The following is a 26,577-nucleotide window of genomic DNA, read 5'->3' on the forward strand; positions in this document are numbered from 1 at the left end:
ATATTTGTATTTAGACTTAAAAGTCTATCCGAAATCATAATTAAAATTAAGGAGTTTTTATATTATGCAGAATATCTCTCAACATGATTTGGAACATCTGTATGCAAATGCAGTGAATACCATTCAATCGCAAATGAACTTTGTCGATGCAGTAAAACAATTAGAAGATGCAGCGCGCGCCGGTCACGGTAAAGCAGCACTCTTCTTAGCTGAACTGTATTATCAGGGTTTTCGTGTAGAACGAGATTCACTCAAAGCACAATACTGGCAGAACATGGCCACCATGCAAGCTTGAAGAAACGTCACCTCGGTGACGTTTTTTTATGCCATTCTTTCGAAATACTGCAATTAAGACATAATTTATTACGATTGCTTGCAAAGCTGAAACAGTAATTTCACTGGAACTTTCTAGAATAGAGCTGAACTCTAATAGCACTTTATTTTAACGACAATGCGAAAAATTATTCAATACGACCCGATATGTAAAAACTTTCTTTTGAGGCTCACCATCCTCAAATCCATGATGTATTGTGGCGTTTTGTGGGGCGTCTATCATCAGGGTTGGGCGATGATGCGCGATCAGGAAGATTATATTTTTCCATTCTGGCTTAATTCTCTGGATGCTAAAAATTATGCCAAGGAACATTGGCCAGGTTATGTACCACGTAGAATCAACCCCGAAGATTTTGAAAACAACTTATTACCTACACTGTCCCGATTAGCCGTGACACCTACTTTATGTAGCGGTAATGGCACTAAACTAAAGTTATCCATTCCACAGATGCGCCACCTGTTTTTTTCACAACAAAGACTGCACTTCGCCTAAAAACATGTTATTTATAAAGACATAAAATAGACACCTAGAGATGTTCAGTTGGATACATACTCTAGGACTAATAATAATTAGTTAAAAAGGACTCAATAGAATGACCAACGTAGCACAAGTGCTCGGTGATAAAGTACATCAGGCAGTTTATACCATCCGTCCAGACTCTACAGTTTTAGAAGCAATTAGCCTGATGGCAGAAAAAGGAATTGGGGCGCTGGTCGTTACCTACGAAGACAGTGTGGTCGGCATTTTGTCAGAGCGTGATTACACCCGTAAAATCGCATTGATGCAAAGAACCTCTTTTGATACCACGGTCAATGAAATTATGACACCCAAAGTCATAACCGTGACTTCTGCAACTTCTGTTGAAGACTGCTTAGGATTAATGACTGACCGCCATTTACGTCACTTACCTGTAGTTGAAAATGACAAACTGATTGGTCTGATTTCGATTGGTGACTTGGTCAAAGCTGCAATGGAAGATCAACGTAAGCTGATTGATCAGTTACAACAATATATTTCAGGCTAAAATTCTTTCTTATTTCAATACGTGAATTAAATTCCAAAATGTCATTACAAACAAATAACAATGCAATATCAAAACCAGATCAGATATAAAAAATCCCAGTCTTAAGACTGGGATTTTTTTGATTATGACTATAAATCAAATTAAAGACCGAGTTTCTCTGCGACATAATCAGAGTCTTTATCACCACGCCCTGAAAGATTCACTACAATCTTAGTCTCTTTAGGTAATTTACCCGCTTCACGAATTGCCCAAGCCATTGCATGTGAACTTTCTAATGCTGGCACAATTCCCTCAACGCGTGACAGGGTCATAAAGGCATCCAGACACTCCTGATCTGTTGCCGTAGTGTATTCCACACGACCCAGATCTTTAAGCAGGCTGTGCTGTGGCCCTACGCCTGGATAATCCAGGCCAGAAGCAATCGAATGCACAGGTAAAGGTTCACCCTGCTCATCTTCAAGCACATAACATGCCATACCATGCAACTGGCTTGGTTTACCCAAAGTCAGCGTTGCGGAATGCTTATCAGTATTTAGGCCATGACCAGCAGGTTCTACCCCTACCAGTTTCACGTCTGGATCATTCAGGAATGCCGTGAATGCACCCATGGCATTTGAACCACCACCCACACATGCCACCACATAGTCTGGGTTTGCACCGAAGCGTTCATTGGTTTGAACCTTGATTTCATCGCCAATAATGGACTGGAAATCACGCACCATCATTGGGAATGGATGCGGTCCTACCACCGAACCAATCGCATAGATATAGTTTTTCGGATCTTTCAAGTATTCTTCAAAAGCACTGTCGACTGCATCTTTAAGGGTTGCTGTACCACGAGTCACAGAAATCAGCTTAGCACCCAAGATTTTCATCTTTACGACGTTTGGATGTTCTTTTTCGATATCCACCTGGCCCATATGAATTTCACATGGAATACCCACCAAAGCACATGCAGTGGCTAATGCCACACCATGCTGACCTGCACCGGTTTCTGCAATCACTTTGGTTTTACCCATATATTTCGCCAGCAGTGCTTCACCCAGACAGTGATTGATTTTATGTGCACCGGTATGATTCAGGTCTTCACGTTTTAAATAGATCTGTGCTCCACCTAACTGATCAGAAAGGCGTTTAGCATGAAACAAAGGGCTAGGACGGCCGACATAGTTAGCAAACAGGTCTTTTAATTCATTCTGAAATTCTTCAGTTTGACGGATTTCCTGATAGGCAACATTGATGTCATCCATGGCCTGTTTTAGCTCTGGTGGAATGAACTGACCGCCATATTGACCAAAGAAACCCTCTTCGTTGGGCAACGCAATACCATTAATTTGATGAACCATAATAATTCCTGAATATTGGAATAAGGTATAACAAGTGACTTTATACTAGAATAATTCGTTTTAAAGCACTAATAACTATAGATAAAGTCACTTATAGATAAATGGAATCAACGCGCCAGATATTTGGTCATATCCTCAATACCTTTTAAGGTCATTGGAAACATATGATCTTCAAAGATTTGCTTAATCAGGCCAATAGTATGCGTGTAATGCCAGTATTTTTCTTCTTCAGGATTGAGCCAGGCGGTTTTATCAAAATGCTGACGCAGACGCTGTAACCAGACCTGTCCTGCCTCATCATTCATATATTCGACCGAACCACCGACGGAGTTCAACTCATAGGGTGCCATGCTGGCATCACCCACTACAATCACTCGGTAATCCCGTCCATAGGTATTGAACAGATCCCAGGTATTCATGCGCGAGCTGGAACGACGGACATTATCTTTCCAGACATAGTCGTATAGACAATTATGGAAATAGAAATATTCCAGAGTCTTAAATTCGGTCTTGGCTGCGCTAAACAGTTTTTCACACTGAGCGATATGCGCATCCATCGATCCGCCGATATCAAACAGCATTAAAACTTTAATGCGGTTACGTCGCTCTGGTACCAGCTGAACATCCAAGATGCCCTGTTTGGCGGTTTCACGAATAGTGCTATCAATATCTAGCTCTTCAGCCGCACCCTGACGGGCGAACTTACGCAAACGGCGCAGTGCCATCTGCATCTGACGACTACCAAGAATCTGATCATCATCCAGATTACGGTATTGACGCTGTTCCCAGACTTTGACGGCGGAACGTTTACGCCCCGGCCCGCCAATGCGCACACCTTCAGGATGATCACCATAGGCACCAAATGGCGATGTGCCACCAGTACCAATCATCTTATTCCCGCCCTGATGTTTTTTATGCTGTTCACGCAAGCGCTCTTCCAGCATTTTCATCAGTTCTTCCAGCGACCCGGCTTTTTTCAGTTCTTCACGCTGTTCAGGGGTTAAGTGCTTTTCTAGAAGTTCCAGATCAAACCAGTCTTTAGGCAGTTTATGCACCTGATTCAGCAGTTCATCCAGATCAAAGGTCGCGATACCATCAAAGTAGTCTTTCATGGCACGATCGAACTTGTCGAAGTAGCGCTCGTCTTTGACCATCACAGTTTTAGCAAGCTGATAGAACTCGTCCTGATCGGCAAAAACCACGCCTGCCGCCACCGCCTGATTCAGATCAATCAGCTCACGGGTGGAAACTGGTACGCCATATTTTCTGAGGGTATAAAACAATCGCACAAACATGCGTGTTTCTCCCTTAGCGACGCGACATAAAGGCTAGACGTTCAAGCAGTTGTACATCCTGCTCATTTTTGATCAGCGCACCGTACAAAGGTGGGATCGCTTTGGACTTGTCGGTATTTCTTAAAATGTCTTCCGGCATATCATCTGCCATTAACAGACTTAACCAGTCGATCAGTTCAGAAGTTGAAGGTGGTTTTTTCAAGCCTGGAATCTGGCGTAACTTGAAGAAGACTTGCAGAGCTTCATTCACAAGCGTTGCTGAAATATTCTCAAAATGTACATCGATAATTTCACGCATGGTCGCTTCATCCGGAAACTCGATATAGTGGAAGAAACAACGGCGCAAGAAGGCATCTGGAAGTTCTTTCTCGTTATTTGAAGTGATGATGACAATCGGACGCTGGGTCGCAGTAATGGTTTCACCCGTTTCATAAACGAAGAAAGACATCTTGTCGAGTTCATGCAGCAAGTCATTTGGGAACTCGATGTCTGCTTTATCGATCTCATCAATCAGTAACACACAGCGTTCTTCACTAGTAAACGCTTCCCAGAGTTTACCCGGCTTGATGTAGTTCTTGATGTCATAAACGCGATCATCACCTAACTGACTATCACGTAAGCGTGATACCGCATCATATTCATACAGGCCCTGCTGTGCCTTGGTCGTTGACTTAATATGCCAGGTAATCAGCTTCAATCCCAGACTTTGTGCCACCTGTTCAGCCAACAGGGTTTTACCTGTACCCGGCTCACCTTTGACCAGCAAGGGTTTTTGCAAACTACGCGCAGCTTTCACAGCCAGTTTTAAACTGTCAGTGGCAATGTACTGATCCGTACCTGAGAATTGTTGAATATCAGCAGACATGATTGAACCTTATTTTTTTATTTACAGCGGTGAACTTTTCTTGTTTGACCCAAGACCCGTTTTACTGGATGCATAGGTCGACCAGCAATAGCCAATCACAGACCCGATACCAATGACAAATAAAATAAGTGACGCATTAATCCAAACGAGTTCATATTCCTTGGTCAGAATACCAAACAGCAGCCCGAAAATAGCAGGTGCAACTGAAGCATTACTGCCTTCAGAAACGGTTGGGGTCAACAGCACGGCAAAGGCCAATAGCCATAAAAAACCGCCCATTGCCTTTGGCATGCGCTTGGTCACGCCATACCAGCAGGCTAACGCAATCAGACTGCCCAGCAGATACACTGCAAACGCAATACTCTGGTCAGGAATTGAGTCCAATACAGCTACAAAACCATTCATTTCACAACTCCTGAACTGAGCTTAAGCCCCACGAAGACCTTCTGGCGCTGGTGCATTCGGGTTAATCAAACCTTCTGGTGGCATTTGCAGGAAGAAACCACGGGTAGAAATTGAATCCATCACATGTAAAACATTAGCACGTGCCAGTTTACGCGATTCACTCAATTCAAGATGCATAACAAAAGTCGCACGACCAAACGCCACACGTATCGGTTCAGCCAATACCTCTAGTGGTTCAAATGTTTCGGCTTCGTTCTCATCTGCAGGACGCGCCACATAAAGATACATTTCATCTTTTTTGCTAGATTTGTAGATAGACACTTGCATGTTTCAAACGACTTTTCTGAAAAAACAATCGCAAGGATACATCAAAAAAACGACAGAAACATTAGCCGCTTCAAATGCATCAGTCGTGATTTTGTATAATTGCTTTATCTTTAATCAATCCAGTAAAAATCACTCAACTACTTTCATCTGGGTCGACAGATAAGACTCATCCTGATGCAATACCTTAATTAGCGGCAGAGTTAATAACTCATAGCGCCAGCCGAGCAAGTAGTTTGGCAGATCCTGTTCATCCTTATGACATACCACATGTTGATATAAGGCATTCAGCCATTTCTTTCGCATCAGTACTTCTTTCGGTACAGAGATTTCATTGGATATATTCTGGATCATTGTTTCGACCTTCTCGCCAATCTCTCTGGATGAATGGCGAATTGGACGTGCCAGACGCAGCGGCCATTCGGCTTGATCAGGCAGGAATTTCAACAGATCCAAAATGGTCTTGCCATGTTCGCGGACAATATTGGCCCGGATGTCTTTTATCTGACTGAGCTGGAAATTATTGCGAGGGAATTTCTCTACCAGATCAATCATGGTCGAGTTTTTCAGAATGAAGCTGCGTGGCTGATTCAGCGCCTTGGCAATCTGCTCACGCCATACAGCCAGTTGTTGTAACTGCATTAATTGACGGCGTGAATGACGATAATTACCGACATCCTGATAAAGCAAGGCAGTCGGTGTTTCTTCACCAATTTCATGGGTCAAAAAACGGCAATCTTCAAGAGCGAAATCGAGCAGATACTTGCTTTCCAGATCCTGTTTGACTTTATCCGACAGTTGCACCAGATAATGCACATCATTGGCTGCATACAGCAACTGCTCAGAGCTTAAAGGACGTGCCAGCCAGTTAGAGCGAGTCTGATCTTTTTCAATATCGACATCCAGCATCTGTTTCAAGGCATTCTGATAGCTGACCTGCAAACCATGTCCGAGGAAAGACATACCGACCTGTGTATCAAAGACATTACTCAGGGCTTTTTTCTGGGTGTAATGGTAAATCAGGTCAATGTCTTCACTGCAGGCATGGAAAATATTCTGTTGAGCATTAAAAATCTTGTTCAGAAATTCACTCAGATCCAGTGTTGTTCCATCCAGCAAATAGACATTGTTATTGACATTGATTTGAAAAACACCAAGTTTTGGCCACAAGGTGTCTACCTTAATGAATTCTGTATCCAGGCCATAGACCGGATTTTGATCCATAAGGTTCAGGACATGATTTAAGTCGTACTGATGTTGAATAAATTGAAACATAAAGACTGAGTCTAAAATTAGATGCTCGATGAAGCTATATTACCCGATATATAGAATTTTTATATAAAAATGTGACAACCAAATCATACTTTTTGTTCCATATTTTTTTCGAACATAGCTTATCTAGTAAACATTTTATATTTTTACTAATATATTTTTTATATTATATATTAAGAGAATATAATTAATATTTCACTTAATTCGCATCCGGTTATGCACTGCCTGACTCAGAGTATGACTATCGACATACTCCAGTTCTCCACCTTGAGGCACCCCTTGAGCGATACGCGTCATTTGCACTGGTAAATGCTTACTGGCTTCAACCAGATAATGTGCGGTTGCTTGTCCTTCGACAGTCGCATTGGTGGCCAGAATTACTTCCTTGATCTGTCCCTGACTTAAGCGTTGCAGTAAATACGGAATACCGATTTCTTCAGGCCCGATTCCATCTAGAGGTGACAGATGACCACCCAGAACATGATATTTACCACGAAAACTGCCGCTTTGCTCAATTGCCATAACATCTGCCGGTGACTCCACTACACAAAGCAGTTCATCATCACGCTCAACTGAGGTACAGATATTACAGACTTCATCTTCCGTCAATGAATGGCAGATCGAGCATTCATGAATGTGATCGGTTGCTTCAGTCAAGGCATGTGCCAGACCAATCGCCCCTTCACGATTTTTCATGATTAAATGCAAAGCCATACGCTGGGCCGATTTCGGCCCAACGCTTGGCAAAATGCGTAATGCTTGAACCAGTTGATCAAAACGATCACTAAACATTGCGCATACTTCCTTAGAATAAACCAGCCAGACCAGGTGGTAAGCCCATACCTGAGTTTGCAGATTTCATTTTCTCTTCAGAGATCACTTCTGCTTGACGTGCTCCATCATTCATCGCTGCTGCAATCAGATCTTCGATCATATCTGGATCGTCCTGTAGCAGTTCAGGATTAATTTCGATACGTTTCACCACATTGCGGCAAGTCATGGTGACTTTCACCAGACCGCCACCAGCCTCAGCATGCACTTCAGTTTGCGCAAGCTCTTCTTTGGCTTTTTTCATGTTGTTTTCGACTTCTTTTTGCATGCGCTGTGCTTGCTGCATCAACATATTAATGTTCATAAAGATCTCCGAACATATATTTATAAAATTAGATTAGATCTAAACCGCGTGTAATGTCGCGAATAATATCATCAATCTCTTCCAAACCAACAGAAACGCGAATTAAACCTTCACGAATACCCGCTGCTGCTTTGGCTTCTGGAGACAATTTACCATGCGTGGTTGTTGCCGGATGAGTAATGGTTGATTTCACATCACCCAGATTACCGGTGATTGAAATGAACTGGGTATTGTCAATTACTTTCCAGGCACCTTCACGGCTACCTTTCACTTCGAAAGATACGATACCACCGAAACCGGTTTGTTGTTTTGCAGCCAGTTCATGATCAACATGTTCAGGTAAACCTGCATAGTAAACTTTTTCTACTTTCGGATGTGCATTTAAGAATTCTGCCAGTTTTTGTGCATTGGCAGAATGCTCACGCATACGTAAACGTAAAGTTTCTAGACCTTTCAGGAATACCCAGGCATTGAACGGGCTCATAGAAGGACCAGTGGTACGTACATAACCGAAGATTTCTTCAAGCAGTTTGTGGTTACCTACCACAGCGCCACCGAGTGCACGGCCTTGGCCATCCAGATATTTAGTCGCAGAATATACGACTAAGTCTGCACCAAATTTGAGTGGTTGTTGTAACACTGGTGTACAGAAGCTGTTGTCAATCGCGAGCAATGCATCATTGGCATGTGCAATATCTGCCAAAGCCTGAATATCCGCGACTTCAGCCAGTGGGTTTGACGGAGATTCAACAAAGAGTAATTTGGTTTCTGGCTTGATGGCATTTTTCCATGCATCCAGATCAGTCAGATCGACAAACTCAACTGCGACACCAAATTTAGCCACGTATTTTTCAAATAAAGAGACTGTTGAACCAAATACGGCGCGTGAACAAATGACATGATCACCTACTTTCAGGTAAGCCATCGCCACCGCCATAATCGCAGCCATACCAGAGCTGGTCGCAACAGCGCGTTCTGCGCCTTCTAAAGCAGCCAGACGCTTTTCAAACATGGCAACAGTTGGATTGGTAAAGCGAGAATAAATATTACCCGGCTCTTGGCCTGAAAATTTTGCTGCAGCTTCAGCCGCATTTTCATAAACAAATGACGATGTTAGAAAAATCGGTTCACCATGCTCACCCTCAAAGCTACGGGTGTGACCAGTACGGATGGCTAAAGTTTCTAATTGATAGTTAAAATCGTCTTGCTGGCTCATCACTTTACTTCAGCCCAAAGGCTGCCTTTTGTAAAAAATTGCCAACATTTTGAGCGTCTAAGCTATTTCAGGTCAAGGCATAATAAGCAATTATTGCTTAGACTTCGACCAATTCTCCTTTGTATACGGATAAATTATTTACATGATTCAGTTAAAACAAAATATTCAACGCCAGAAGAAAAAATTAAAACACCTGAATGCCCGGTTATTTAACTCGTCTTCTCTGATTCTTTCGCAAAAAACGCCATTTGAATATATTGCTGCGACTGAGTTCTGCAAAATTCGCTATTATGCAGCGCCTGAAAAGAAGTACCATGAGCCCTTAGTCTTTGTTGCCCCTCTTGCGATCAATATGGATATTTATGACCTGTATCCTTACCGTTCACTGGTCAAGCATTTTCAGCATAGCGGTTTTGATGTCTATTTAATGGAATGGAAACGTTTCCGCTATAAACACCGTCACTTGAATTTTCTGTCTTTTATTGACGGCGCGATTCCTCAGGGTATTGAACGGATCTGCTCGCATTCAGGCAGTCAGTTTATTTCCCTGCATGGCTGGAGTATGGCCGGAATTTTTGTCACGCTTTATACAGCGCTGCATTCCCCTGAACATGTTAAAAACCTGATCGTACTGGGCAGCCCGATTGACAGTTATGCCTCTGGTCGGGTTGGCAAGCTGTTTAGCACCACCAATAAGCTCATTTCCAAAAATAAAAACCTGCAACGGGCGATTCACCAAGGATTGATTCCCAAGGAATATATTCATTCGCCCGGTATCATCAATGCACTGGGATTTAAGCTGCTTGATCCGATTGGCTGGTTTAAAAGCCAGAAGCAGTTTTTGATGAACCTGGAAAATGTTGAAGATGTTTATGAACATGCCACCATGGGCAATTTTCTGAACAAGATGATTGATTATCCGGGCGGAATCAATCAGGACATGGTGCTGCATTTATGGCTGCAAAACCCTTTAAAAAATGGCTCGATGACTTTAAATGGCCGAACGATTGATCTAAAAAATATTAACTGTTCCTTGCTGGTCGGGGCTGGGAAAACCGATCAGATTGTTACGGAACAGTCAGCTAAACCTTTGATGGAATTGACAAGTAGTACCGATAAGACGTTTACTCTTATCCCGGGTGGTCATCTTGGACTGATGTCCAATCAGAAAACAGCCAATACATTCTGGCCGAAATTGACCACCTGGCTGGCACAACGCTCAACCAGGATAGATGCTTAATTCCGGAAGAGCCGGCATTTTTCAGGTATTTATTATTTTATTCAGAGGGTATGACATGATTCAGTCAGTGGCATTTATTGGTTTAGGCGCAATGGGTTATCGCATGGCAGCGCATTTACCCAAGCATTTTGAGACAGTCTATGTCTGGAACCGTACTTTCGCCAAGGCTGAAGAACATGCTGCTAAATATGGCACCCAAGCTGTCGCTTTAGAACAGGCAGTTCAGGCAGATATTATTTTTTCCTGCCTGCCGACCAGTGCCGATGTTGAAGCATTAATCCAAGGCCTCAGCCTTAAAGCTGGCAGTATCTGGGTAGACTGTACCAGTGGTGTTCCTGACGCTGCCCGATGCCTAGAAGAAGCACTGACTGAACAGGGTGTGATTTTCCTGGATGCGCCTGTGAGTGGCCAGACCATTGGTGCGGAAAATGGCACATTGACTGTGATGGTCGGTGGTAATGCAGAAGGCTTTGAAAAAGCCCTGCCAGCGATGCAGGCTTTTGGCAAATTAATTAAGCATGTGGGTACATCAGGTGCTGGCTTTGCGGTAAAAGCGGTAAATAATATGTTACTGGCTGTAAACCTGTGTGCGGCAGCAGAAGGCTTTACCACGCTGAAAGCACAGGGGGTTGACCTGAATGAAGCACTGGATTGTATCAATGCATCAAGCGGCAAAAGCAATGTGACTGAAACCGTTTTACCACAGCGTATTTTGAACCGTAGCTTTCCTGTTACCTTTGCCCTGCCTCTCTTGGCCAAAGATACCGGCATTGCACTTGATCTTGCGCGTGATGCTAAACTGGCAGTGCCACTTCTTGCTTTGGGTCAAAGTCTGATGCAAACTGCTAGCAATCTGTCGGATAAAAATAGTGACTTTTCCAGTGCTGTAAAAATGTATGAATCATGGAGTAATATTACCATTGAGTAATATCTCGCCATTGAATAATAATAAACAAACCTAATATTGTGACTATAGACTAGCCACATGCAGTGATACCTGAGGAAACTCTTATGAATAAGTTATTTGTTGTAGCACTCGTCGGTTCTGCAACTTTGTTTGGGGCTTCAACATCGGTTCTTGCATCTGAACAGGAATGCAAAAAATTGAAAAATGACCATGATGTCATTTATGCATCAAAAGGTTTCTGTTTCAAGGATCCTGAAGCAAAAGCAAAGTTTAATGACAATTGCTACACAACCAAGCCAAAATTTTCAGAAAAAGAGCAGCAACGTCTTGACGCGATCAAAGAACGTCAGAAAGAATTGAACTGTAAATAATACAATTCAATTCTACTCAAGGAATGCACTTATGACTTACGATGACCAAAATATTTTTGCACGAATTCTGCGTGGTGAACTTCCAGCAATTAAAGTGTATGAAGATGACCAAGTTCTTGCATTTATGGACATCATGCCACAGGCCGATGGTCATACTCTGGTCATTCCTAAAACACCCGCAATTACCTTGCTTGACCTGGATCCTGAAATTGCAGCCTATACCATTCAGGTGGTGCAAAAAATTGCCAAAGCGATTGAAAAAGGTTTAGGTGTAGATGGCATTGTACTGATGCAGCTCTCTGGCGCTGCGGCGGGTCAGACTGTTCCGCATGTCCATTTCCATCTGGTACCTACTTCTTTGCACAACCTTGGCAAACATGCTGCACAAATGGGCGATCAGGAAAAAATCAAGCAACTGGCAGAGAAAATTAAAGCTGCCCTGTAAGCTATTCTTAATATTTAAAAATGGAGCTTCGGCTCCATTTTTTATGTCTGATGTATTTCACCTTGAATTAAGCCACTAAAATATCAATAAAAGTCACCTAGCCTATTTTTAGGTTTTACAGCAAACACCGAGCCTAGTTGTATTTGTATCAATCTTGCTTATCCCACTCATAATTCTATAAAAAATAAGACAATGATTGTCTTTAATATTTCTGAAATATTTCCTTAATCATATTGACTTATTTGTAATGAATACTTGGCACCAATAGAGCAGTAGATGTTTCAAAACAATACTGAAACTTGTTTTTAAGACGATGAATAAAAAAGTCTTTATTGGAGCAACACATGAAAAAAACGTTATCTGCATTAGCAATCGGGGCAACAATTTTAACACCAGTAATGGCAGCTGCTGCTGATGTTAAAGTGTATGGTCGTGCACACGTTTCTTTAGATTATCTGGATGATGGCCAGGATTATAACGAAGTAGGTCTTTCTTCAAACTCTTCACGCCTAGGCTTTAAAGCTGAACAAAAACTAGAAAATGGTATGACCGTATTTGGTCAAATCGAACAGGAAATTAACTTTGCAAGTGGTTCTGCAAACGATGATGTTGAATTTGCAACTCGTGATACTTTTGTTGGTTTAAAAGGTGATTTCGGTCAAGCGCGTATCGGCCGTTTTGACAGCCCATTCAAAGTAGCACGTGGCCCGGTCAACTTCTTTGGTGATATGGTTGGTGATGTTCGTAACGTCACGCGTGTAGGCAACCTGCGTTTTGATGAACGTAATGCCAATACGATTGAATATAAATCACCAAAATTCGGCAACGGATTTAATGTTCTGGGTGCACTTTCCCTACATGAAGCCAACAGCCCGGATGCATCTAAGGATGGTGAAAAAGATAAAGATAAGGCTTATGACCTCGCTTTAACCTATAAAGAAGGTAAAGTTGATTTCGCCGCTGCATATGAACACTATGAAGAAGAAGCTGCCCGTGGTGAGCGCGATGGTTTCCGTATCGCAGGTGCTTACAAAATCACACCTGAATTCAACTTGGGTGGTTTATACCAATTCCTTCAACACGATAATTCTGAAGCAAACCCAGATGCACAAGTATTTGGTATAGCCGGTGAGTATAAATTTGCACCAAAAACCTCATTCCGTGGTGAAGTATTCCACCGCGATGTCGATGCGGACGATGCAAATGCAACTTTACTGGCAATCGGACTTGAGCACCGTTTAGATCCAACAGTTCGCGTTTATGGCAACATAGCAACTGTATTAAATGATGAAAACTCAAACCTTACCCCTTGGGCACAAGCTCGTACCAATGCTGTAGGTGGCGTACGCGGTGAAGACAGCCTAGGTCTTTCTCTAGGTATGCGTTACGACTTCTAAAACCTCCCCAATTTCATATTAGAAGAGAGCCTGCCTGATGCGGGTTCTTTTTTATTTTTTAATTAATCCTGACTATTTTAATTAGAATAAAAACCGGATAAAAACCCCAGCAAAATAGTCAGATTTAATAAGATTAAAAAATAAATCCCAACCATTTTAATCAGATTAATTTTATCTATTTAATAATTAAACCAAGCAAATTAATCCACTTTAAAAATATAAATATAAGCATTTTAGTCAGATTTAAATAATCTGTTTTTTACACAAAATAATCACAAATATTTAGAATAATTATCAAACTTTTAATAGTATATTATTAATATTTTCAATAACTTATAAATATATGTTTATTTAAACTATTTAGTCTATTTATTTTTTAGTTACAATCGATTAATAATATATAACAAACCACATAATAGGCTTGTTCACATGAGCTTAGTTTCTAAAAACTTAAACCAAAAAACAGTAAGAGAGATTACTGCGATTTTAATTATCAAGATCATTCTACTTCTGGTAATTAAAAATATTTGGTTTGATGCGCCTACTATTCCAAAAGATTTTGACACTCAAGTCGCCGAGCGTATCGCCGGCAATCCTTCCCAAATCAAGGAGACACGTTGATGATTTCTGAAAGCGTGGTCGATCTTTCGCGGTTCCAGTTCGCTATGACCGCGATGTATCACTTTATTTTTGTTCCACTGACCTTAGGCCTGGCATTTCTGCTTGCTATCATGGAAACCACCTATGTGATTTCCGGCAAAGAAATTTACAAGGACATGACTAAGTTTTGGGGAAAACTGTTCGGGATTAACTTTGCCTTAGGGGTAACCACAGGCTTGACCATGGAGTTCCAGTTCGGAACCAACTGGGCATATTATTCGCATTATGTGGGTGATATTTTCGGTGCACCATTGGCTATTGAAGGTTTGATGGCCTTCTTCCTTGAATCTACTTTCATTGGTTTATTCTTCTTCGGTTGGGACCGTTTATCCAAAGTACAGCATCTGGGCGTGACTTGGTTAGTTGCACTGGGATCTAACATGTCTGCACTGTGGATTCTGGTTGCCAATGGCTGGATGCAAAACCCGGTTGGTTCAGCATTTAACTATGAAACCATGCGTATGGAAATGGTGGACTTTGCAGCACTGATCTTTAACCCGGTTGCACAGGTTAAATTCGTACATACTGTTTCTGCAGGTTATGTGACTGGTGCCATCTTCGTACTGGCGATTTCAAGTTACTACATGCTGAAAAAACGTGACCTGCCATTTGCACGCCGTTCATTTGCGATTGCTGCCATTTTCGGTTTAGCGTCTACCCTTTCAGTGATCCTGCTGGGCGATGAGTCTGGTTATGAAATTGGTGATGTACAGAAAACCAAACTGGCTGCGATTGAAGCAGAATGGGAAACTGAACCAGCGCCTGCAGCATTTACTTTATTTGGCTTCCCAAATAAAGAAACCATGTCTACCGATTATGCTGTGAAAATTCCTTATGTCATGGGCATCATCGCCACACGTTCTGTAGATACTCCTGTTACCGGTATTAAAGACCTGCTGGTAGAACATGAAGGTCGTATCCGAAACGGTATGGTAGCTTATGAACAACTGGAAAAACTACGTGCTGGCGATCAGTCTCCTGAGCTGAAAGCTGCATTTGCAGAAACTCAAAAAGATTTAGGCTACGGTCTGCTTCTGAAAAAATATACTGCAAATGTTGTAGATGCTTCAGACGAGCAAATTAAGGCAGCAGCAAAAGATACTATTCCACATGTACCAAGCCTGTTCTGGGCATTCCGTGCCATGGTCGCTTCTGGCTTCCTGATGCTGGTTCTGTTTGTATTAGCAACTTTTGCGGTGGCTAAACGCAATGCAGAAAACAAACCTTGGTTATTAAAATTTGCATTATTTGCATTACCACTTCCATGGATTGCGGCACAAACTGGCTGGTTTGTTGCTGAAGTAGGTCGTCAACCTTGGACTATTGGTGAGGTTCTGCCTACACATCTGTCGACTTCAAGCTTAAGCACAGGCGATGTATGGGGTTCAATCATTGCATTAGCAGCGTTCTACACTGTCTTGCTGATTATTGAAATGTACCTGATGATTAAATTCTCACGTCTGGGTCCAAGTTCATTACATACCGGTAAATACCACTTCGAAAAATCTAATTCTCAAGCAGCAGCCGATCAAGAAGATGCAGCTCTTCCAGAAGGCGTAACTGGCGAGGTTCAATCATGATTGAATACGAACTCCTCAAAATAATCTGGTGGGTACTGGTTGGCGTCTTGCTGATTGGTTTCGCCCTGACTGATGGCTTTGATATGGGCTCCATGGCGATCATGCCATTCGTGGGTCAGAATGATGAAGAACGTCGTGCGGCAATCAATACGATTGCCCCGCATTGGGATGGTAACCAGGTCTGGTTTATTACTGCGGGTGGTGCCCTGTTTGCTGCCTGGCCAATGGTTTATGCAACTGCCTTTTCTGGTATGTACTGGGCACTTCTGCTTGTTCTGTTTGCCTTATTCCTGCGTCCAGTAGGATTCGACTATCGCTCTAAACTGGAAAATACCAAATGGCGTAATGCCTGGGATTGGGGCCTAGCAGTTGGTGGTGCTGTGCCTGCACTAGTTTTCGGTGTTGCATTCGGCAATATGTTCCTGGGTGTTCCATTTACATTAGACGAAACAGTTCGTTCGACTTATTCTGGCAGCTTCTTTGCCCTGCTCAATCCATTTGCATTGGTATGTGGTGTTGTCAGCTTATCTATGCTGTGTGCACACGGTGGTGCATGGTTGATGCTACGTACAGATGGCGATTTACGTGAACGTTCTGCCAAAGCAACCAAAATCATGGGGATTGTTTATCTGGTAGCTTTCCTGGCAGTCGGTGCATGGTTATATTTCGGTGGTATCCAGGGTTATACGCTAGTGACTCCTTACGAAACTAACGGTATCGCTAATCCACTAGCAAAAGAAGTACTGACCAATGCCAACCCAGGCTGGATGAACAACTACAGCACTTATCCAATTACGATACTGGCACCAGTTGCAGGTATTTTAGGTGGCATCATTGTGGTATTGGCTGCATCTAAAGCCAAAGCAGGTTTGAGCTTCCTGGGTTCATCTTTAGCGGTGATCGGTGCGATTTTGACTGCCGGTTTTGCCCTGTTCCCATTCCTGATGCCATCTAGCATCAACCCAGTTGCAAGCTTAACCATGTGGGATGCGGTATCCAGCCAAAATACCTTAACTGTGATGACCGTAGCTGCATGCATCTTCGTTCCACTGATCCTGTGCTACACCACTTGGTGTTACTACAAGATGTGGGGCGTGATTACCAAAAAACATATTCAAGAGAATTCACACAGCCTGTACTAAGGCTGTGTCTTAGGAGATAAAATTATGTGGTATTTCGCATGGATTCTCGGCATTTTGATGGCCTGTTTCGCCGGTGTACTTAGTGCACTATATATTGAAAATCATCAAGACCTGGATGAGAAATAAGAGATGACAGACGCTGCAGTTGAACAAGTAAAGATAGAAAAAAAATCTAACCCTTTTGCAATGGTGATTTCTTGCCTATTGGCTTTTCCACTCGCAGCGGTGTTGCTGGTTCATCCTGCTGCGATGCTGGATGCCAACGGGGAATATAGCCACCGCGCCATGATGTTTATCATGATCGGGATTTCAGGCGGTTTTATTCACGGAGTTGGCTTTATCCCTCAGTACTGGTTCTGGAAATGGCTATTTAGTCCGTTTCTGGCTTGGCCTTTAATGCTTTGGGGTTATTACACCTGGTTTCTTAGCTAAGTATGAAACAACCACAAAAAGCCCTCATTTGAGGGCTTTTTGTTCTTTATTTTTTTTGTGAAACACAGCCTGTTTCATAGGTAGTTCCCAAATCCTGAAGAGATTGAGTAAACTGATTATCTAGTTTACTCACAAACTGGAATTCATCTTGCGCTGCCGCAAGATGCAGATTCTGTTCTGATAGATACTTTAACTGCTTTAAACCGGTTGCATATTCACAGGCTTTAGCAATTATAAGTGCAGTATGCTCACGTCGGTCTACCGATGAGTTCAATACAGCAAGTTTTAACTCCAACTCATCATATTTTTGTTTGGTTTTTGCCTTAAATTCAGCCTGACTCAGTGGTTTGGCCCAAGCTGAAACAGATAACCCGAAAATTCCAATGGTTATCATTAATTTATTCATTTTCCCCCTCAACAATAAAAATTGCATATGATTTATCTAAGTTATTGAATATTTATAGCATAAAGCTACTTTTAACAAATACGAGTAATAAAAAAGCCAGAACTGGTCTGGCTTTGAAAACTTACTTCATTGAATTTTCTAACGATGAGTATGGATTGACATCACAATACCCATCCCTGCCAACATGGAAATCACGGCTGTCCCCCCATAACTCATCAATGGCAAAGGGTCACCCGTCACAGGTAAGATCCCACTGACCATGCCTGAGTTTAAAAATACAAAGAAGAAAAAAGTTAGTCCGATCGCACCGGCGTATAAACGGCCAAAGTTATGAAAGCTATTCATGCCAATAATCAGACAGCGAATAATAATGGCCGTAAACAGGCTGAATAGAAGAAACACCCCGATAAAACCAAATTCTTCCGCATAAGTCGACATAATAAAGTCGGTATGATGTTCAGGCAGATAACCTAGATGAGACTGCGTACCTTGTGAGTAACCTTTTCCCATAATCCCGCCCGAACCGATGGCAATTTTGGACTGGATAATGTTCCAGCCTGCGCCCAAGGCATCCGATTCTGGATCGAATAAAGTCAGAATCCGTTTCTTTTGATATTCCTGCAACAAGAACATCCACAGCAATGGCACTGCAATAGCTAAAGCAGCAAAGGCTCCAGCAATTAGGCGCCATGACATGCCGCTCAGGAATAGTACAAAAATCCCGGGAATCACCAGACCGATATTTAGATCGGGTTGCAGTGCTACCAATACAAATGGCACGCCTAAAATCACCAAAGCACCGACAATGTCTAGAAACTTCGGCGGGAAAGGTTTACGGGCAAAGTACCAGGCCATCATCAGTGGCATGGCAAACTTCATTACCTCACTCGGCTGCATACTCCCCACACCCGGCAACGTAATCCAGCGGGTTGCCCCAAGACGCTTCTCACCAATCACAAAGACCAGCAGTAGCATAAAGATACCGAACATATAAAAATATGGACTGGCAGCTTGATAAACCTTAGGTGGTACTTGGGCACAGATAAACATCACCACAAAGCCCACACCAAAACTGATCGCCTGACGGATCACCATCCCGGAATCTTCCGAGGTGGCACTGTAGACCACCATCAGACCCAAGATCGCATTTAAAATCAGGAAGCAAAGCAGCCATGGATCAAGGTGCGACTTGGCCCATCGGGAGGCATTTTGGGGATTAATACTACGTCCATCGCGTGCGGACTGCCGCAAAAAACGATACTGCTGAGAAGGGATCATTGGCCCACGGGTAGAAAATTCATGATGGCAAAATTATAAGTTAAAGTGCTCCGGAATAAATCGCCATTGACTGATTTATTCCATTTTTATTGCAATATATTTAGCGCTGGGCAGCCAGTATCAGTTTGGCCAGTTCCAGATCATCTGGATAGGTAATTTTAATATTGTCAGAGCGGCCTTGTACTACTTGAACTGGTTCATCTATATGTTCTAGTGCACTGGCTTCATCGGTAATGGTAGCACCATCTGCGAGTGCCTGCTGAATTGCACGTTTTAAGGTTCCAAGTTTCGCCATTTGTGGTGTTTGCGCCTGCCACAAAGTTGAACGATCTACCGTCGTTTCAATATCATGACTCTTTACGACACGCTTTAAGGTATCCCGTACAGGAATGGCCAGAATCGCCGCCTGATCGGTTTGAATTGCTGTATTGACCAGATCAATCAAGGAGCTTTGACTCACACAAGGACGGGCTGCATCATGCACTAAAACCCAGTCTTCTTCTGAAGCTATCTCAGATAAATATTCCAAGGCATTTAGTACAGAGTTGACGCGTTCTGCACCGCCCAAGCAAAAATGCGCTTTATCCAGACGAGAAAGTGGCAGAGTCTTGGCAACATCATCCTGTGCACCGATTGCAAGGACATAACCTGCTAATGGCAATTGATTCAGGCGCGAAACCGTATGTTCAAGAACGGTCTGTTCTTGAATCATCTGGTATTGTTTAAGTTCGGTTTTGGAAAATCGGCTACCGGAACCTGCAGCTGGTAAAATAACCCACAATTTATGGTGTTGTTGGAACATCAGCTGATTCATTGGTTCTCAGGTCTACTTTATTCGGATTAAGATAAATCGGTTTATATTGAGTACTAATAGTGCTCATTTGTACAAAGGTTTCATGCGGCTTGATCAAACCTAAATCGAGACGAGCATGTTCTTCGATGGCTTCAATACCATTCTTCAAATCATAAACTTCTGCAGCCAGAACGCGATTACGTTCTTTTAGCTCTTCATTCAATTCTACTTGTTGCTGGATTTTCTGGGTCAATGCCTGATGGTCATTATAACCACCCTCACCAAACCAGTATAAATATTGAAACCCTGCGATCAGAACGATCGCAAGGCCCAACAGTACTTTACTCATCAAGGAGTCGAATACATTTAACATTGACATAAGTCGCTTAGTTCAAACCTTTGAACTCAGCTTTACCGCGATATGCAGCTTGAGTCAATTCTTCGATACGAAGTAATTGGTTATATTTCGCTACACGGTCAGAACGGCAAAGTGAACCAGTCTTGATTTGACCCGCTGCTGTACCCACTGCAAGATCCGCAATAGTTGAATCTTCAGTTTCACCTGAACGGTGAGAGATTACAGTAGAGTAACCATTTGCTTTCGCAAGGTAGATGGCATCTAAAGTTTCAGTCAATGTACCGATCTGGTTATACTTGATCAGGATTGAGTTGCCTACTTTCTCGTTGATACCACGTTGAAGAATCTTAGGATTCGTAACAAACAGGTCATCACCAACCAACTGGATCTTGTCGCCAAGAATCGAAGTCAGGTAAGACCAGCCTTCCCAGTCAGATTCGTCCAGACCATCTTCAATGGAGATAATTGGGTATTGGTTTACCAGACCTGCAAGGTAGTCAGCAAACTGGTTGCTTGTGAACGATTTGTTGCCTTCACCAGCCAAGATATATTGACCATCTTTGTAGAATTCTGAAGATGCACAGTCAAGCGCAAGCATAATATCAGAACCAGCCTTGTAACCAGTTTGCTCGATTGCAGACAGGATCACAGTAATAGCTTCTTCGTTAGAACGAAGGTTTGGCGCAAAACCACCTTCATCACCAACTGCAGTGTTCAAACCTTGTTTCTTCAAAACTGATTTTAAAGAATGGAAGATTTCAGCACCCGCACGTAACGCTTCAGAAAATGAAGTGAAACCTACAGGCTCAATCATGAATTCCTGAATATCAACAGTGTTGTCTGCGTGAGCACCACCGTTCAGGATGTTCATCATTGGAACAGGCATGGTCAAAATCTTTTGACCACGAAGATCTGCGATATATTGGTAAAGCGGAGTTTTCTTTTCTTCAGCAGCAGCACGCGCAGCAGCAAGAGATACTGCCAAAGTTGCGTTTGCACCTAATTTTTCTTTGTTTTCAGTACCATCTAAAGCGATCATCGTATTGTCGATGTCTTTCTGTTCGAATACTGATTTACCCACTAACGCATCACGAATCAGAGTGTTTACGTTGTTAACTGCAGTTTTAACACCTTTACCTAGGTAACGTGCTTTATCGCCATCACGAAGTTCTAAAGCTTCACGAGAACCAGTTGAAGCACCAGATGGTGCACATGCACGGCCAACTACGCCAGATGCTAAGATAACGTCTGCTTCGATGGTTGGATTACCACGAGAGTCCAAAATTTCACGTGCACGAATGTCAACGATTTGACTCATGAACTATTCCTCAGTTGATTAATAAAAATGATGCGTCAAAAAAGACGCATCAATGTATATTGAATTAATGTGTATCTAGCTTTGCGAAACCTTTGACCAAGGTATCTAATTCTTTCAGCTGCGCCAGGAAAGGCTCAAGCTGTGACAGGCGCAATGCGCAAGGACCATCACACTTGGCTTTTTCCGGATCCGGATGTGCTTCCAGGAACAGGCCTGCAAGACCAGTTGCCATACCGGCACGCGCCAGTGTAGTAATCTGCGCACGACGACCACCAGCCGAGTCAGCACGACCGCCTGGAGTTTGTAATGCATGCGTTACATCAAAGAATACTGGCACATTCATTTCTTTCATGATGTCGAAGCCCAGCATGTCTACAACCAGATTGTTGTAACCAAAGGCTGAACCACGCTCACAAAGAATCAGCTTGTCATTCCCTGCTTCCAGACATTTATACAAAATGTGGCGCATTTCATGCGGAGCAAGGAACTGGGCTTTTTTGATGTTGATGATGGCATCAGTTTTTGCCATCGCTTCAACCAGGTCAGTCTGACGACTTAAGAATGCAGGTAGCTGAATAATGTCAGCAACTTCTGCCACAGGAGTAGCCTGATACGGCTCATGTACATCAGTGATAATTGGTACATTAAAATGTTTTTTAATATCGGCTAACCACTCGATTCCTTTTTCGAGGCCAGGCCCACGGAATGAGTTCAGGCTTGAACGGTTGGCTTTGTCAAAACTTGCTTTAAAGACATATGGAATATCTAAACGCTTGCAGATATCAACATAAGTCTCTGCAATTTCAAAAGCTAAGTCTTTCGACTCAAGTACGTTCATGCCGCCGAATAGTACAAATGGCAAGTGGTTTGCCATTTGTATATCGCCTAAACGTACAATTTCTTGTGGTTTTAATTGTGACATTCAAACTTCCTAGTTGTGTCTTAAACTCGCATTATTTGGTTTTTTGGTACTGTTTTTTTGCAGCATCAATGAAACCGGCAAATAATGGATGTCCATCACGTGGCGAGCTGGTAAATTCCGGGTGGAATTGTACTGCAATAAACCAAGGATGTGCAGGAATTTCAACAGTTTCTACCAGATGTTGTACCGGAGAGTAACCAGAAATCTTCATGCCTTTTTCTTCCAGCACTGGGATATAACGGTTGTTCATCTCGTAACGGTGACGGTGACGTTCGATAATTTCATCCGAACCATACACTTCAGCAGTCTTGGTACCCGGTACCAGTTCAGACTTCTGTGCACCTAGACGCATGGTACCGCCAAGGTCTGAATCTACTGAACGCTGTTGAACTTCACCGCGCTCATCCAACCATTCAGTAATCAGACCAATCAATGGAGATTTGGTTGAGCGGTTGAATTCTGTTGAAGTCGCATCAGTGATACCCGCCACGTTACGTGCATATTCGATCACTGCAAGCTGCATACCCAAGCAGATGCCCAGGAATGGCACACCGTTTTCACGTGCAAAACGAATCGCTTTCATTTTGCCTTCAGTACCACGCTCACCGAAACCACCCGGAACCAGAATCGCATCCGCATCTTTCAATACTTCATTGACATCTTGGCTTTCAAGTTCTTCAGCATTGACATAGTCGATCTGAACTTTCACTCGGTTTTGAATGCCCGCATGTAAAAGTGCTTCGTTCACAGACTTGTAGGCATCTGGAAGTTCAACATATTTACCCACCATTGCAACACGTACAGTGTATTCAGGGTTCAGTAAAGCTTCTACCACATTATCCCAGTCAGACAGGTCTGCTTCTGGAAGATTGTCATAGCCAAAACGTTCACAGATGAGATCATCAACATTCTGTTCATAGAAAGTACGTGGAATCTGGTAGATCGTACGTGCATCTTTACACACGACTACTGCACGCGCTTCTACGTTAGTGAACAAAGCAATTTTACGCGTCGTATCTGCATCAACATCATGTTCAGTACGGCAGATCAAAATGTCTGGTTGAATACCAATAGACAGAAGTTCTTTTACTGAGTGTTGAGTTGGTTTAGTTTTTAATTCTGCTGCAGACTTAATGTATGGGAGTAACGTTAAGTGCATCAGCATCGTACGTTTATGACCAAGTTCAACCATTAACTGACGTACAGATTCCATGAATGGGAGAGATTCAATGTCACCTACAGTACCGCCGATCTCAACGATCGCAACGTCATAACCTTCGCCAGCGCGAAGTACACGTTCTTTGATATTGTCAGTAATGTGTGGAATAACTTGTACAGTACCACCTAGGTAGTCACCACGGCGTTCTTTATTCAGAACATCCTGGTAAACACGGCCTGATGTAAAGTTATTCAGTTTGGTCATTTTCGCACGACGCAAGAAACGTTCGTAGTAACCCAAGTCTAAGTCTGTTTCAGCACCGTCTTCTGTAACAAAAACTTCACCGTGCTGGAATGGGCTCATAGTCCCTGGATCGACATTAATGTATGGATCCATTTTTACCATGGTCACTTTTAAACCACGGGCTTCTAAAAGTGCAGCAACAGAAGCAGCTGAAATACCTTTACCTAGTGATGAAACAACACCACCAGTCACGAAAATAAAATGGGTCATTGGGTTTCTCGTACAATCGAGCCTAAATCGGCCTGCAATGTTGCGCAATTTTACTTTACCTTGTACCAATAAAGCAAAGTCAATCCGCATCAAATCAAAGAACAATAAACAATTGACTATTCTAACAGCAATTCCTTAAAAAAATTACAGTAAGTTCATATGATTTATATATTGCATTTTGCTGCTATAATAGGAGCATTCACACCCTACACTATTCTGTTTGATGCAATGATGATGAAGAAACTTTTAATCTGTACCCTGATCCTGACTGGCCTTACACTGACTGGTTGTGTAAAAAAAGAAGCTCCAAAAGAAGAAGAACAAACCGAAGTTACTCCAGCATCTGAAGTGGTTGCTCCGGAACCTGTACAACTTGAGCCTGTTGAACCATTAGAATCAACACCAGTTGAACCGGTTGAAGAAGCACCAGCAACACCGACTGTTGAAATCCAGCGCGAACAAACTGCGAATACTACAACTGAAATTCGCCGTGAAGTTAAAAAACCAGAACCTGCTCAATCAGAGCCTGCGCCTGCAGCTGAAACAAATTCAAGTACTGAGCAGCCTGCAAAACCTGCAGCAACACCAGCCGCTCCTAAAAACAACTCATCTTCTGCAAACAAGTCTGAAGATGATGCAGTTGCAGATGCGATTGCTGCTGCTATGCCAGCACTTGAAAACTAATATAATCCTTCATCAAAAAAACCCAGCTTATGCTGGGTTTTTTATGGTTTAAAAATCTCTTTCAAGCTGCCGTTGGAGTATCGGAAAGTTGCAGTAAATACTCTGCCATCAGACGAGTGGCCCATGATTCTGTCTGCATTAAACCCTGATAAAAGCCACAGTGGCTGCCTTTTTTAGTGGTGACGACTACAATATTCGGCATAGCTCGAATGGCATCCTTATACGGTTCCAGATTCTTGATATGACAGACCGGGTCATCTTCCGAGTTCAAAATCATTAATGGAATTTTGACATTTTCAAAGACATAAATCGGGTTGGTGGCCTTGGTATAGCTTTCATAGTCTGAAAAGCCTGCCAGCTCATAGTAGTGCTGTTCAAATTCAGACAAGTCTTTCACCTCAAGCAATTGCTTCCATGAAGGATAAATCTGCCAGGTTTCCTGATAAGGGTGGATAAAACGTTTGATCAGTTTTTTAGCCATGACTTTGCTATAAAACGGATGCACATAAGCAAAACCGGTTTCGGTATTATAACCTGGGCATAAGGCAAAGGCTGCTTTAAGCGGGGTTTGCTCGCCCTCCTCACCCAAGTAGCGAACTAACAGTCCTGTACCCGCAGAAGAACCCACACCATAGAGATCGGATTGAGGAAATTTGTCCTGAATATAGAGCAGCTGTTCACGCAAGTCCTGAGTGGAGCCAAACAGGTTCATTTTTGGCACAGGCATTGGCAGGTCAGCATGACCACGGCGCAAACACAGGGCAACACGCCAGCCTGTATAGTTATGCAGGTCACGTACCAGCTCCCGCATGGATTCCGGAGAACCGGTAATGGTATGTAATAACACAATAGTAGGTGTACTTGGCGGTAAATCTAAACCATACCAGGCAATGCCAGTAATGCCGCCATCGGACATATTCAGCTGCTCAAGCACATCATATTGCAGCTTAATCATGCGTTTTTTTATCAAGTCCAGATATAAAATGTGCGCATGCGCATTCGATAACCACGGTGTTGGACGATATTTCTGTTTTAAAAGTGGTAATCGTTCAATCACACCAGAAAATAAACCATTCGGATTATAATAAAGTGTTGGAAGATCCGCTCCGCTAAAGCGGTCTAGATATTCACTTGAAAGTTGACTCATTTTTTTAAGCCACATTTTCATCTGTATTCTCCCCTCTAGTTTTCTATCAGTGATGTACAAACTTCATGCCGACTTGAATCAATTTTAGGAAATTAAGTATTAGCCTGATAAGCCTGAATCCGCTGGCCCATTTCTACAGCTAAGGCTTCAAGTCCAGATTTTGGTCGGATCATTACTTCAAAATCAATGATCTGACCTTCATCATTGAACTGAATCATGTCGATTCCCTTAAGTTTCTTATCGCCGACATTGGCGGAAAACTCAAGTACAACATTGTTACCATCTTCACTAAGAAATTCACGGTGATAAGTAAAGTTTTCAAAGACCTGAATCACATTGGTCAAGATAAAAAATACAACCTGTTTCCCGGGATAAGGCTGAAAAGCCACGGGCGAGCGGAATACGACATTATCCGCGAGGAGTTCATTCAATATGGACATATCACGTGTTTCCAACATTTCATGCCAGCGTGTAATAGCCTGTTTTGTTATTTCAAGTGTCATTTTAGATTCCTTTTATTTTTAGAGTTCTATCTATACGCTTTCTTCGTTTTAATAATGAAATTTCCCCCTTTAATAAAGGGGGTTAGGGGGATTCTCTTTATATTTA

The 26,577-nt window shown here is 42.6% G+C and carries 32 protein-coding genes; 14 read left to right on the forward strand and 18 right to left on the reverse strand.

Going from position 1 to position 26,577, the window contains the following annotated elements; genetic code table 11:
• Window positions 1-61: 61 nt before the first annotated feature.
• The 3 genes from ACWM1W_RS08300 to ACWM1W_RS08310 all read left to right on the forward strand — a co-directional run bounded on the left by ACWM1W_RS08300 (window position 62) and on the right by ACWM1W_RS08310 (window position 1,358).
• Entirely contained in the window at window positions 62-295 is a 234-nt protein-coding gene (locus tag ACWM1W_RS08300) for an SEL1-like repeat protein (RefSeq protein ID WP_312331263.1), read from the forward strand.
• A 156-nt stretch (window positions 296-451) separates the two neighbouring features.
• Entirely contained in the window at window positions 452-826 is a 375-nt protein-coding gene (locus ACWM1W_RS08305; protein ID WP_034171083.1) for a DUF2750 domain-containing protein, read from the forward strand.
• Between the two features lie 100 nt (window positions 827-926).
• Window positions 927-1,358, forward strand: a complete 432-nt coding sequence (locus tag ACWM1W_RS08310; protein WP_313660819.1) for a CBS domain-containing protein — start codon at window positions 927-929, stop codon at window positions 1,356-1,358.
• Between the two features lie 140 nt (window positions 1,359-1,498).
• Here the strand turns inward: ACWM1W_RS08310 and trpB are convergent, their stop codons facing one another.
• The 9 genes from trpB to ACWM1W_RS08355 all read right to left on the reverse strand — a co-directional run bounded on the left by trpB (window position 1,499) and on the right by ACWM1W_RS08355 (window position 9,216).
• Complete coding sequence (gene trpB, locus ACWM1W_RS08315) at window positions 1,499-2,704, reverse strand: tryptophan synthase subunit beta (protein ID WP_375725869.1); 1,206 nt, start codon at window positions 2,702-2,704, stop codon at window positions 1,499-1,501.
• A gap of 107 nt (window positions 2,705-2,811) precedes the next feature.
• Window positions 2,812-3,999: a vWA domain-containing protein gene (locus ACWM1W_RS08320; RefSeq protein WP_180003757.1), complete on the reverse strand. Its 1,188-nt coding sequence runs from the start codon at window positions 3,997-3,999 to the stop codon at window positions 2,812-2,814.
• A gap of 13 nt (window positions 4,000-4,012) precedes the next feature.
• Window positions 4,013-4,864: an AAA family ATPase gene (locus tag ACWM1W_RS08325; RefSeq protein WP_104426039.1), complete on the reverse strand. Its 852-nt coding sequence runs from the start codon at window positions 4,862-4,864 to the stop codon at window positions 4,013-4,015.
• Window positions 4,865-4,885: 21 nt separating this feature from the next.
• Window positions 4,886-5,269, reverse strand: coding sequence for a hypothetical protein (locus tag ACWM1W_RS08330; protein ID WP_180003755.1), 384 nt, complete (start codon window positions 5,267-5,269; stop codon window positions 4,886-4,888).
• Between the two features lie 21 nt (window positions 5,270-5,290).
• Window positions 5,291-5,596 (reverse strand): YcgL domain-containing protein, encoded by a 306-nt coding sequence (locus tag ACWM1W_RS08335; RefSeq protein WP_341256479.1) that lies wholly within the window; start codon window positions 5,594-5,596, stop codon window positions 5,291-5,293.
• Between the two features lie 129 nt (window positions 5,597-5,725).
• The gene (locus ACWM1W_RS08340; RefSeq protein WP_034171077.1) at window positions 5,726-6,868 is read right to left on the reverse strand and encodes a ribonuclease D; all 1,143 of its coding nucleotides are present in this window, start codon (window positions 6,866-6,868) and stop codon (window positions 5,726-5,728) included.
• Between the two features lie 192 nt (window positions 6,869-7,060).
• Entirely contained in the window at window positions 7,061-7,657 is a 597-nt protein-coding gene (recR, locus tag ACWM1W_RS08345) for a recombination mediator RecR (RefSeq protein WP_004783720.1), read from the reverse strand.
• 13 nt (window positions 7,658-7,670) lie between these two features.
• A complete protein-coding gene (locus ACWM1W_RS08350; RefSeq protein ID WP_375725868.1) occupies window positions 7,671-8,000 on the reverse strand; it encodes a YbaB/EbfC family nucleoid-associated protein in 330 nt (109 codons plus the stop codon).
• A gap of 28 nt (window positions 8,001-8,028) precedes the next feature.
• Window positions 8,029-9,216 carry an O-succinylhomoserine sulfhydrylase gene (locus tag ACWM1W_RS08355; RefSeq protein WP_375725867.1) on the reverse strand — a complete coding sequence of 396 codons (1,188 nt, stop codon included), beginning with the start codon at window positions 9,214-9,216 and terminating at the stop codon, window positions 8,029-8,031.
• 142 nt (window positions 9,217-9,358) lie between these two features.
• On the opposite strand from ACWM1W_RS08355, the gene ACWM1W_RS08360 reads away from it, so the two are divergent.
• From ACWM1W_RS08360 to ACWM1W_RS08405, 10 genes are all read left to right on the forward strand, one after another.
• Window positions 9,359-10,456 (forward strand): alpha/beta fold hydrolase, encoded by a 1,098-nt coding sequence (locus tag ACWM1W_RS08360; RefSeq protein ID WP_375725866.1) that lies wholly within the window; start codon window positions 9,359-9,361, stop codon window positions 10,454-10,456.
• Window positions 10,457-10,511: 55 nt separating this feature from the next.
• Complete coding sequence (locus ACWM1W_RS08365; protein WP_375725865.1) at window positions 10,512-11,384, forward strand: NAD(P)-dependent oxidoreductase; 873 nt, start codon at window positions 10,512-10,514, stop codon at window positions 11,382-11,384.
• 83 nt (window positions 11,385-11,467) lie between these two features.
• On the forward strand, window positions 11,468-11,734 hold the full coding sequence (locus ACWM1W_RS08370; protein WP_004783731.1) for a YARHG domain-containing protein: 267 nt from the start codon (window positions 11,468-11,470) through the stop codon (window positions 11,732-11,734).
• 31 nt (window positions 11,735-11,765) lie between these two features.
• Window positions 11,766-12,179: an HIT family protein gene (locus ACWM1W_RS08375; protein WP_034171073.1), complete on the forward strand. Its 414-nt coding sequence runs from the start codon at window positions 11,766-11,768 to the stop codon at window positions 12,177-12,179.
• A 344-nt stretch (window positions 12,180-12,523) separates the two neighbouring features.
• Complete coding sequence (locus ACWM1W_RS08380) at window positions 12,524-13,576, forward strand: porin (RefSeq protein WP_104426033.1); 1,053 nt, start codon at window positions 12,524-12,526, stop codon at window positions 13,574-13,576.
• Window positions 13,577-14,005: 429 nt separating this feature from the next.
• Window positions 14,006-14,197, forward strand: a complete 192-nt coding sequence (cydP, locus tag ACWM1W_RS08385; protein ID WP_004783737.1) for a cytochrome oxidase putative small subunit CydP — start codon at window positions 14,006-14,008, stop codon at window positions 14,195-14,197.
• Window positions 14,197-15,816, forward strand: a complete 1,620-nt coding sequence (locus ACWM1W_RS08390) for a cytochrome ubiquinol oxidase subunit I (RefSeq protein ID WP_104426032.1) — start codon at window positions 14,197-14,199, stop codon at window positions 15,814-15,816. Before cydP ends, ACWM1W_RS08390 begins: the two co-directional genes overlap by 1 nt.
• The gene (gene cydB, locus ACWM1W_RS08395; protein WP_180003736.1) at window positions 15,813-16,958 is read left to right on the forward strand and encodes a cytochrome d ubiquinol oxidase subunit II; all 1,146 of its coding nucleotides are present in this window, start codon (window positions 15,813-15,815) and stop codon (window positions 16,956-16,958) included. Before ACWM1W_RS08390 ends, cydB begins: the two co-directional genes overlap by 4 nt.
• A 24-nt stretch (window positions 16,959-16,982) precedes the next feature.
• Window positions 16,983-17,084, forward strand: coding sequence for a cytochrome bd-I oxidase subunit CydX (gene cydX, locus ACWM1W_RS08400; RefSeq protein ID WP_004783742.1), 102 nt, complete (start codon window positions 16,983-16,985; stop codon window positions 17,082-17,084).
• Window positions 17,085-17,087: 3 nt separating this feature from the next.
• Entirely contained in the window at window positions 17,088-17,390 is a 303-nt protein-coding gene (locus ACWM1W_RS08405) for a cyd operon YbgE family protein (protein ID WP_004783744.1), read from the forward strand.
• A gap of 46 nt (window positions 17,391-17,436) precedes the next feature.
• Here ACWM1W_RS08405 and ACWM1W_RS08410 read toward each other — a convergent pair whose 3' ends face one another.
• From ACWM1W_RS08410 to ACWM1W_RS08440, 7 genes are all read right to left on the reverse strand, one after another.
• Complete coding sequence (locus ACWM1W_RS08410) at window positions 17,437-17,796, reverse strand: hypothetical protein (RefSeq protein WP_375725864.1); 360 nt, start codon at window positions 17,794-17,796, stop codon at window positions 17,437-17,439.
• A gap of 138 nt (window positions 17,797-17,934) precedes the next feature.
• Window positions 17,935-19,074: a rod shape-determining protein RodA gene (gene rodA / locus ACWM1W_RS08415; RefSeq protein ID WP_375725863.1), complete on the reverse strand. Its 1,140-nt coding sequence runs from the start codon at window positions 19,072-19,074 to the stop codon at window positions 17,935-17,937.
• Window positions 19,075-19,174: 100 nt separating this feature from the next.
• Window positions 19,175-19,888, reverse strand: a complete 714-nt coding sequence (gene ispD / locus ACWM1W_RS08420) for a 2-C-methyl-D-erythritol 4-phosphate cytidylyltransferase (protein ID WP_312087901.1) — start codon at window positions 19,886-19,888, stop codon at window positions 19,175-19,177.
• Window positions 19,857-20,246 carry a septum formation initiator family protein gene (locus ACWM1W_RS08425; RefSeq protein ID WP_004783752.1) on the reverse strand — a complete coding sequence of 130 codons (390 nt, stop codon included), beginning with the start codon at window positions 20,244-20,246 and terminating at the stop codon, window positions 19,857-19,859. Before ACWM1W_RS08425 ends, ispD begins: the two co-directional genes overlap by 32 nt.
• Window positions 20,247-20,253: 7 nt before the next feature.
• Window positions 20,254-21,543 carry a phosphopyruvate hydratase gene (eno, locus tag ACWM1W_RS08430; RefSeq protein ID WP_034171067.1) on the reverse strand — a complete coding sequence of 430 codons (1,290 nt, stop codon included), beginning with the start codon at window positions 21,541-21,543 and terminating at the stop codon, window positions 20,254-20,256.
• A 64-nt stretch (window positions 21,544-21,607) separates the two neighbouring features.
• Window positions 21,608-22,465, reverse strand: coding sequence for a 3-deoxy-8-phosphooctulonate synthase (gene kdsA, locus ACWM1W_RS08435; protein ID WP_375725862.1), 858 nt, complete (start codon window positions 22,463-22,465; stop codon window positions 21,608-21,610).
• Window positions 22,466-22,496: 31 nt separating this feature from the next.
• Complete coding sequence (locus ACWM1W_RS08440; protein ID WP_104426986.1) at window positions 22,497-24,137, reverse strand: CTP synthase; 1,641 nt, start codon at window positions 24,135-24,137, stop codon at window positions 22,497-22,499.
• Window positions 24,138-24,365: 228 nt separating this feature from the next.
• On the opposite strand from ACWM1W_RS08440, the gene ACWM1W_RS08445 reads away from it, so the two are divergent.
• Window positions 24,366-24,821: a hypothetical protein gene (locus ACWM1W_RS08445; RefSeq protein ID WP_375725872.1), complete on the forward strand. Its 456-nt coding sequence runs from the start codon at window positions 24,366-24,368 to the stop codon at window positions 24,819-24,821.
• 61 nt (window positions 24,822-24,882) lie between these two features.
• On the opposite strand, the gene ACWM1W_RS08450 is transcribed toward ACWM1W_RS08445, so the two are convergent.
• A complete protein-coding gene (locus ACWM1W_RS08450; RefSeq protein ID WP_375725861.1) occupies window positions 24,883-25,989 on the reverse strand; it encodes a YheT family hydrolase in 1,107 nt (368 codons plus the stop codon).
• Window positions 25,990-26,060: 71 nt separating this feature from the next.
• The gene (locus tag ACWM1W_RS08455) at window positions 26,061-26,471 is read right to left on the reverse strand and encodes a nuclear transport factor 2 family protein (protein WP_214002218.1); all 411 of its coding nucleotides are present in this window, start codon (window positions 26,469-26,471) and stop codon (window positions 26,061-26,063) included.
• Window positions 26,472-26,577: the final 106 nt, after the last annotated feature.

This window comes from Acinetobacter sp. TW_SC_4 (genome assembly GCF_054861205.1).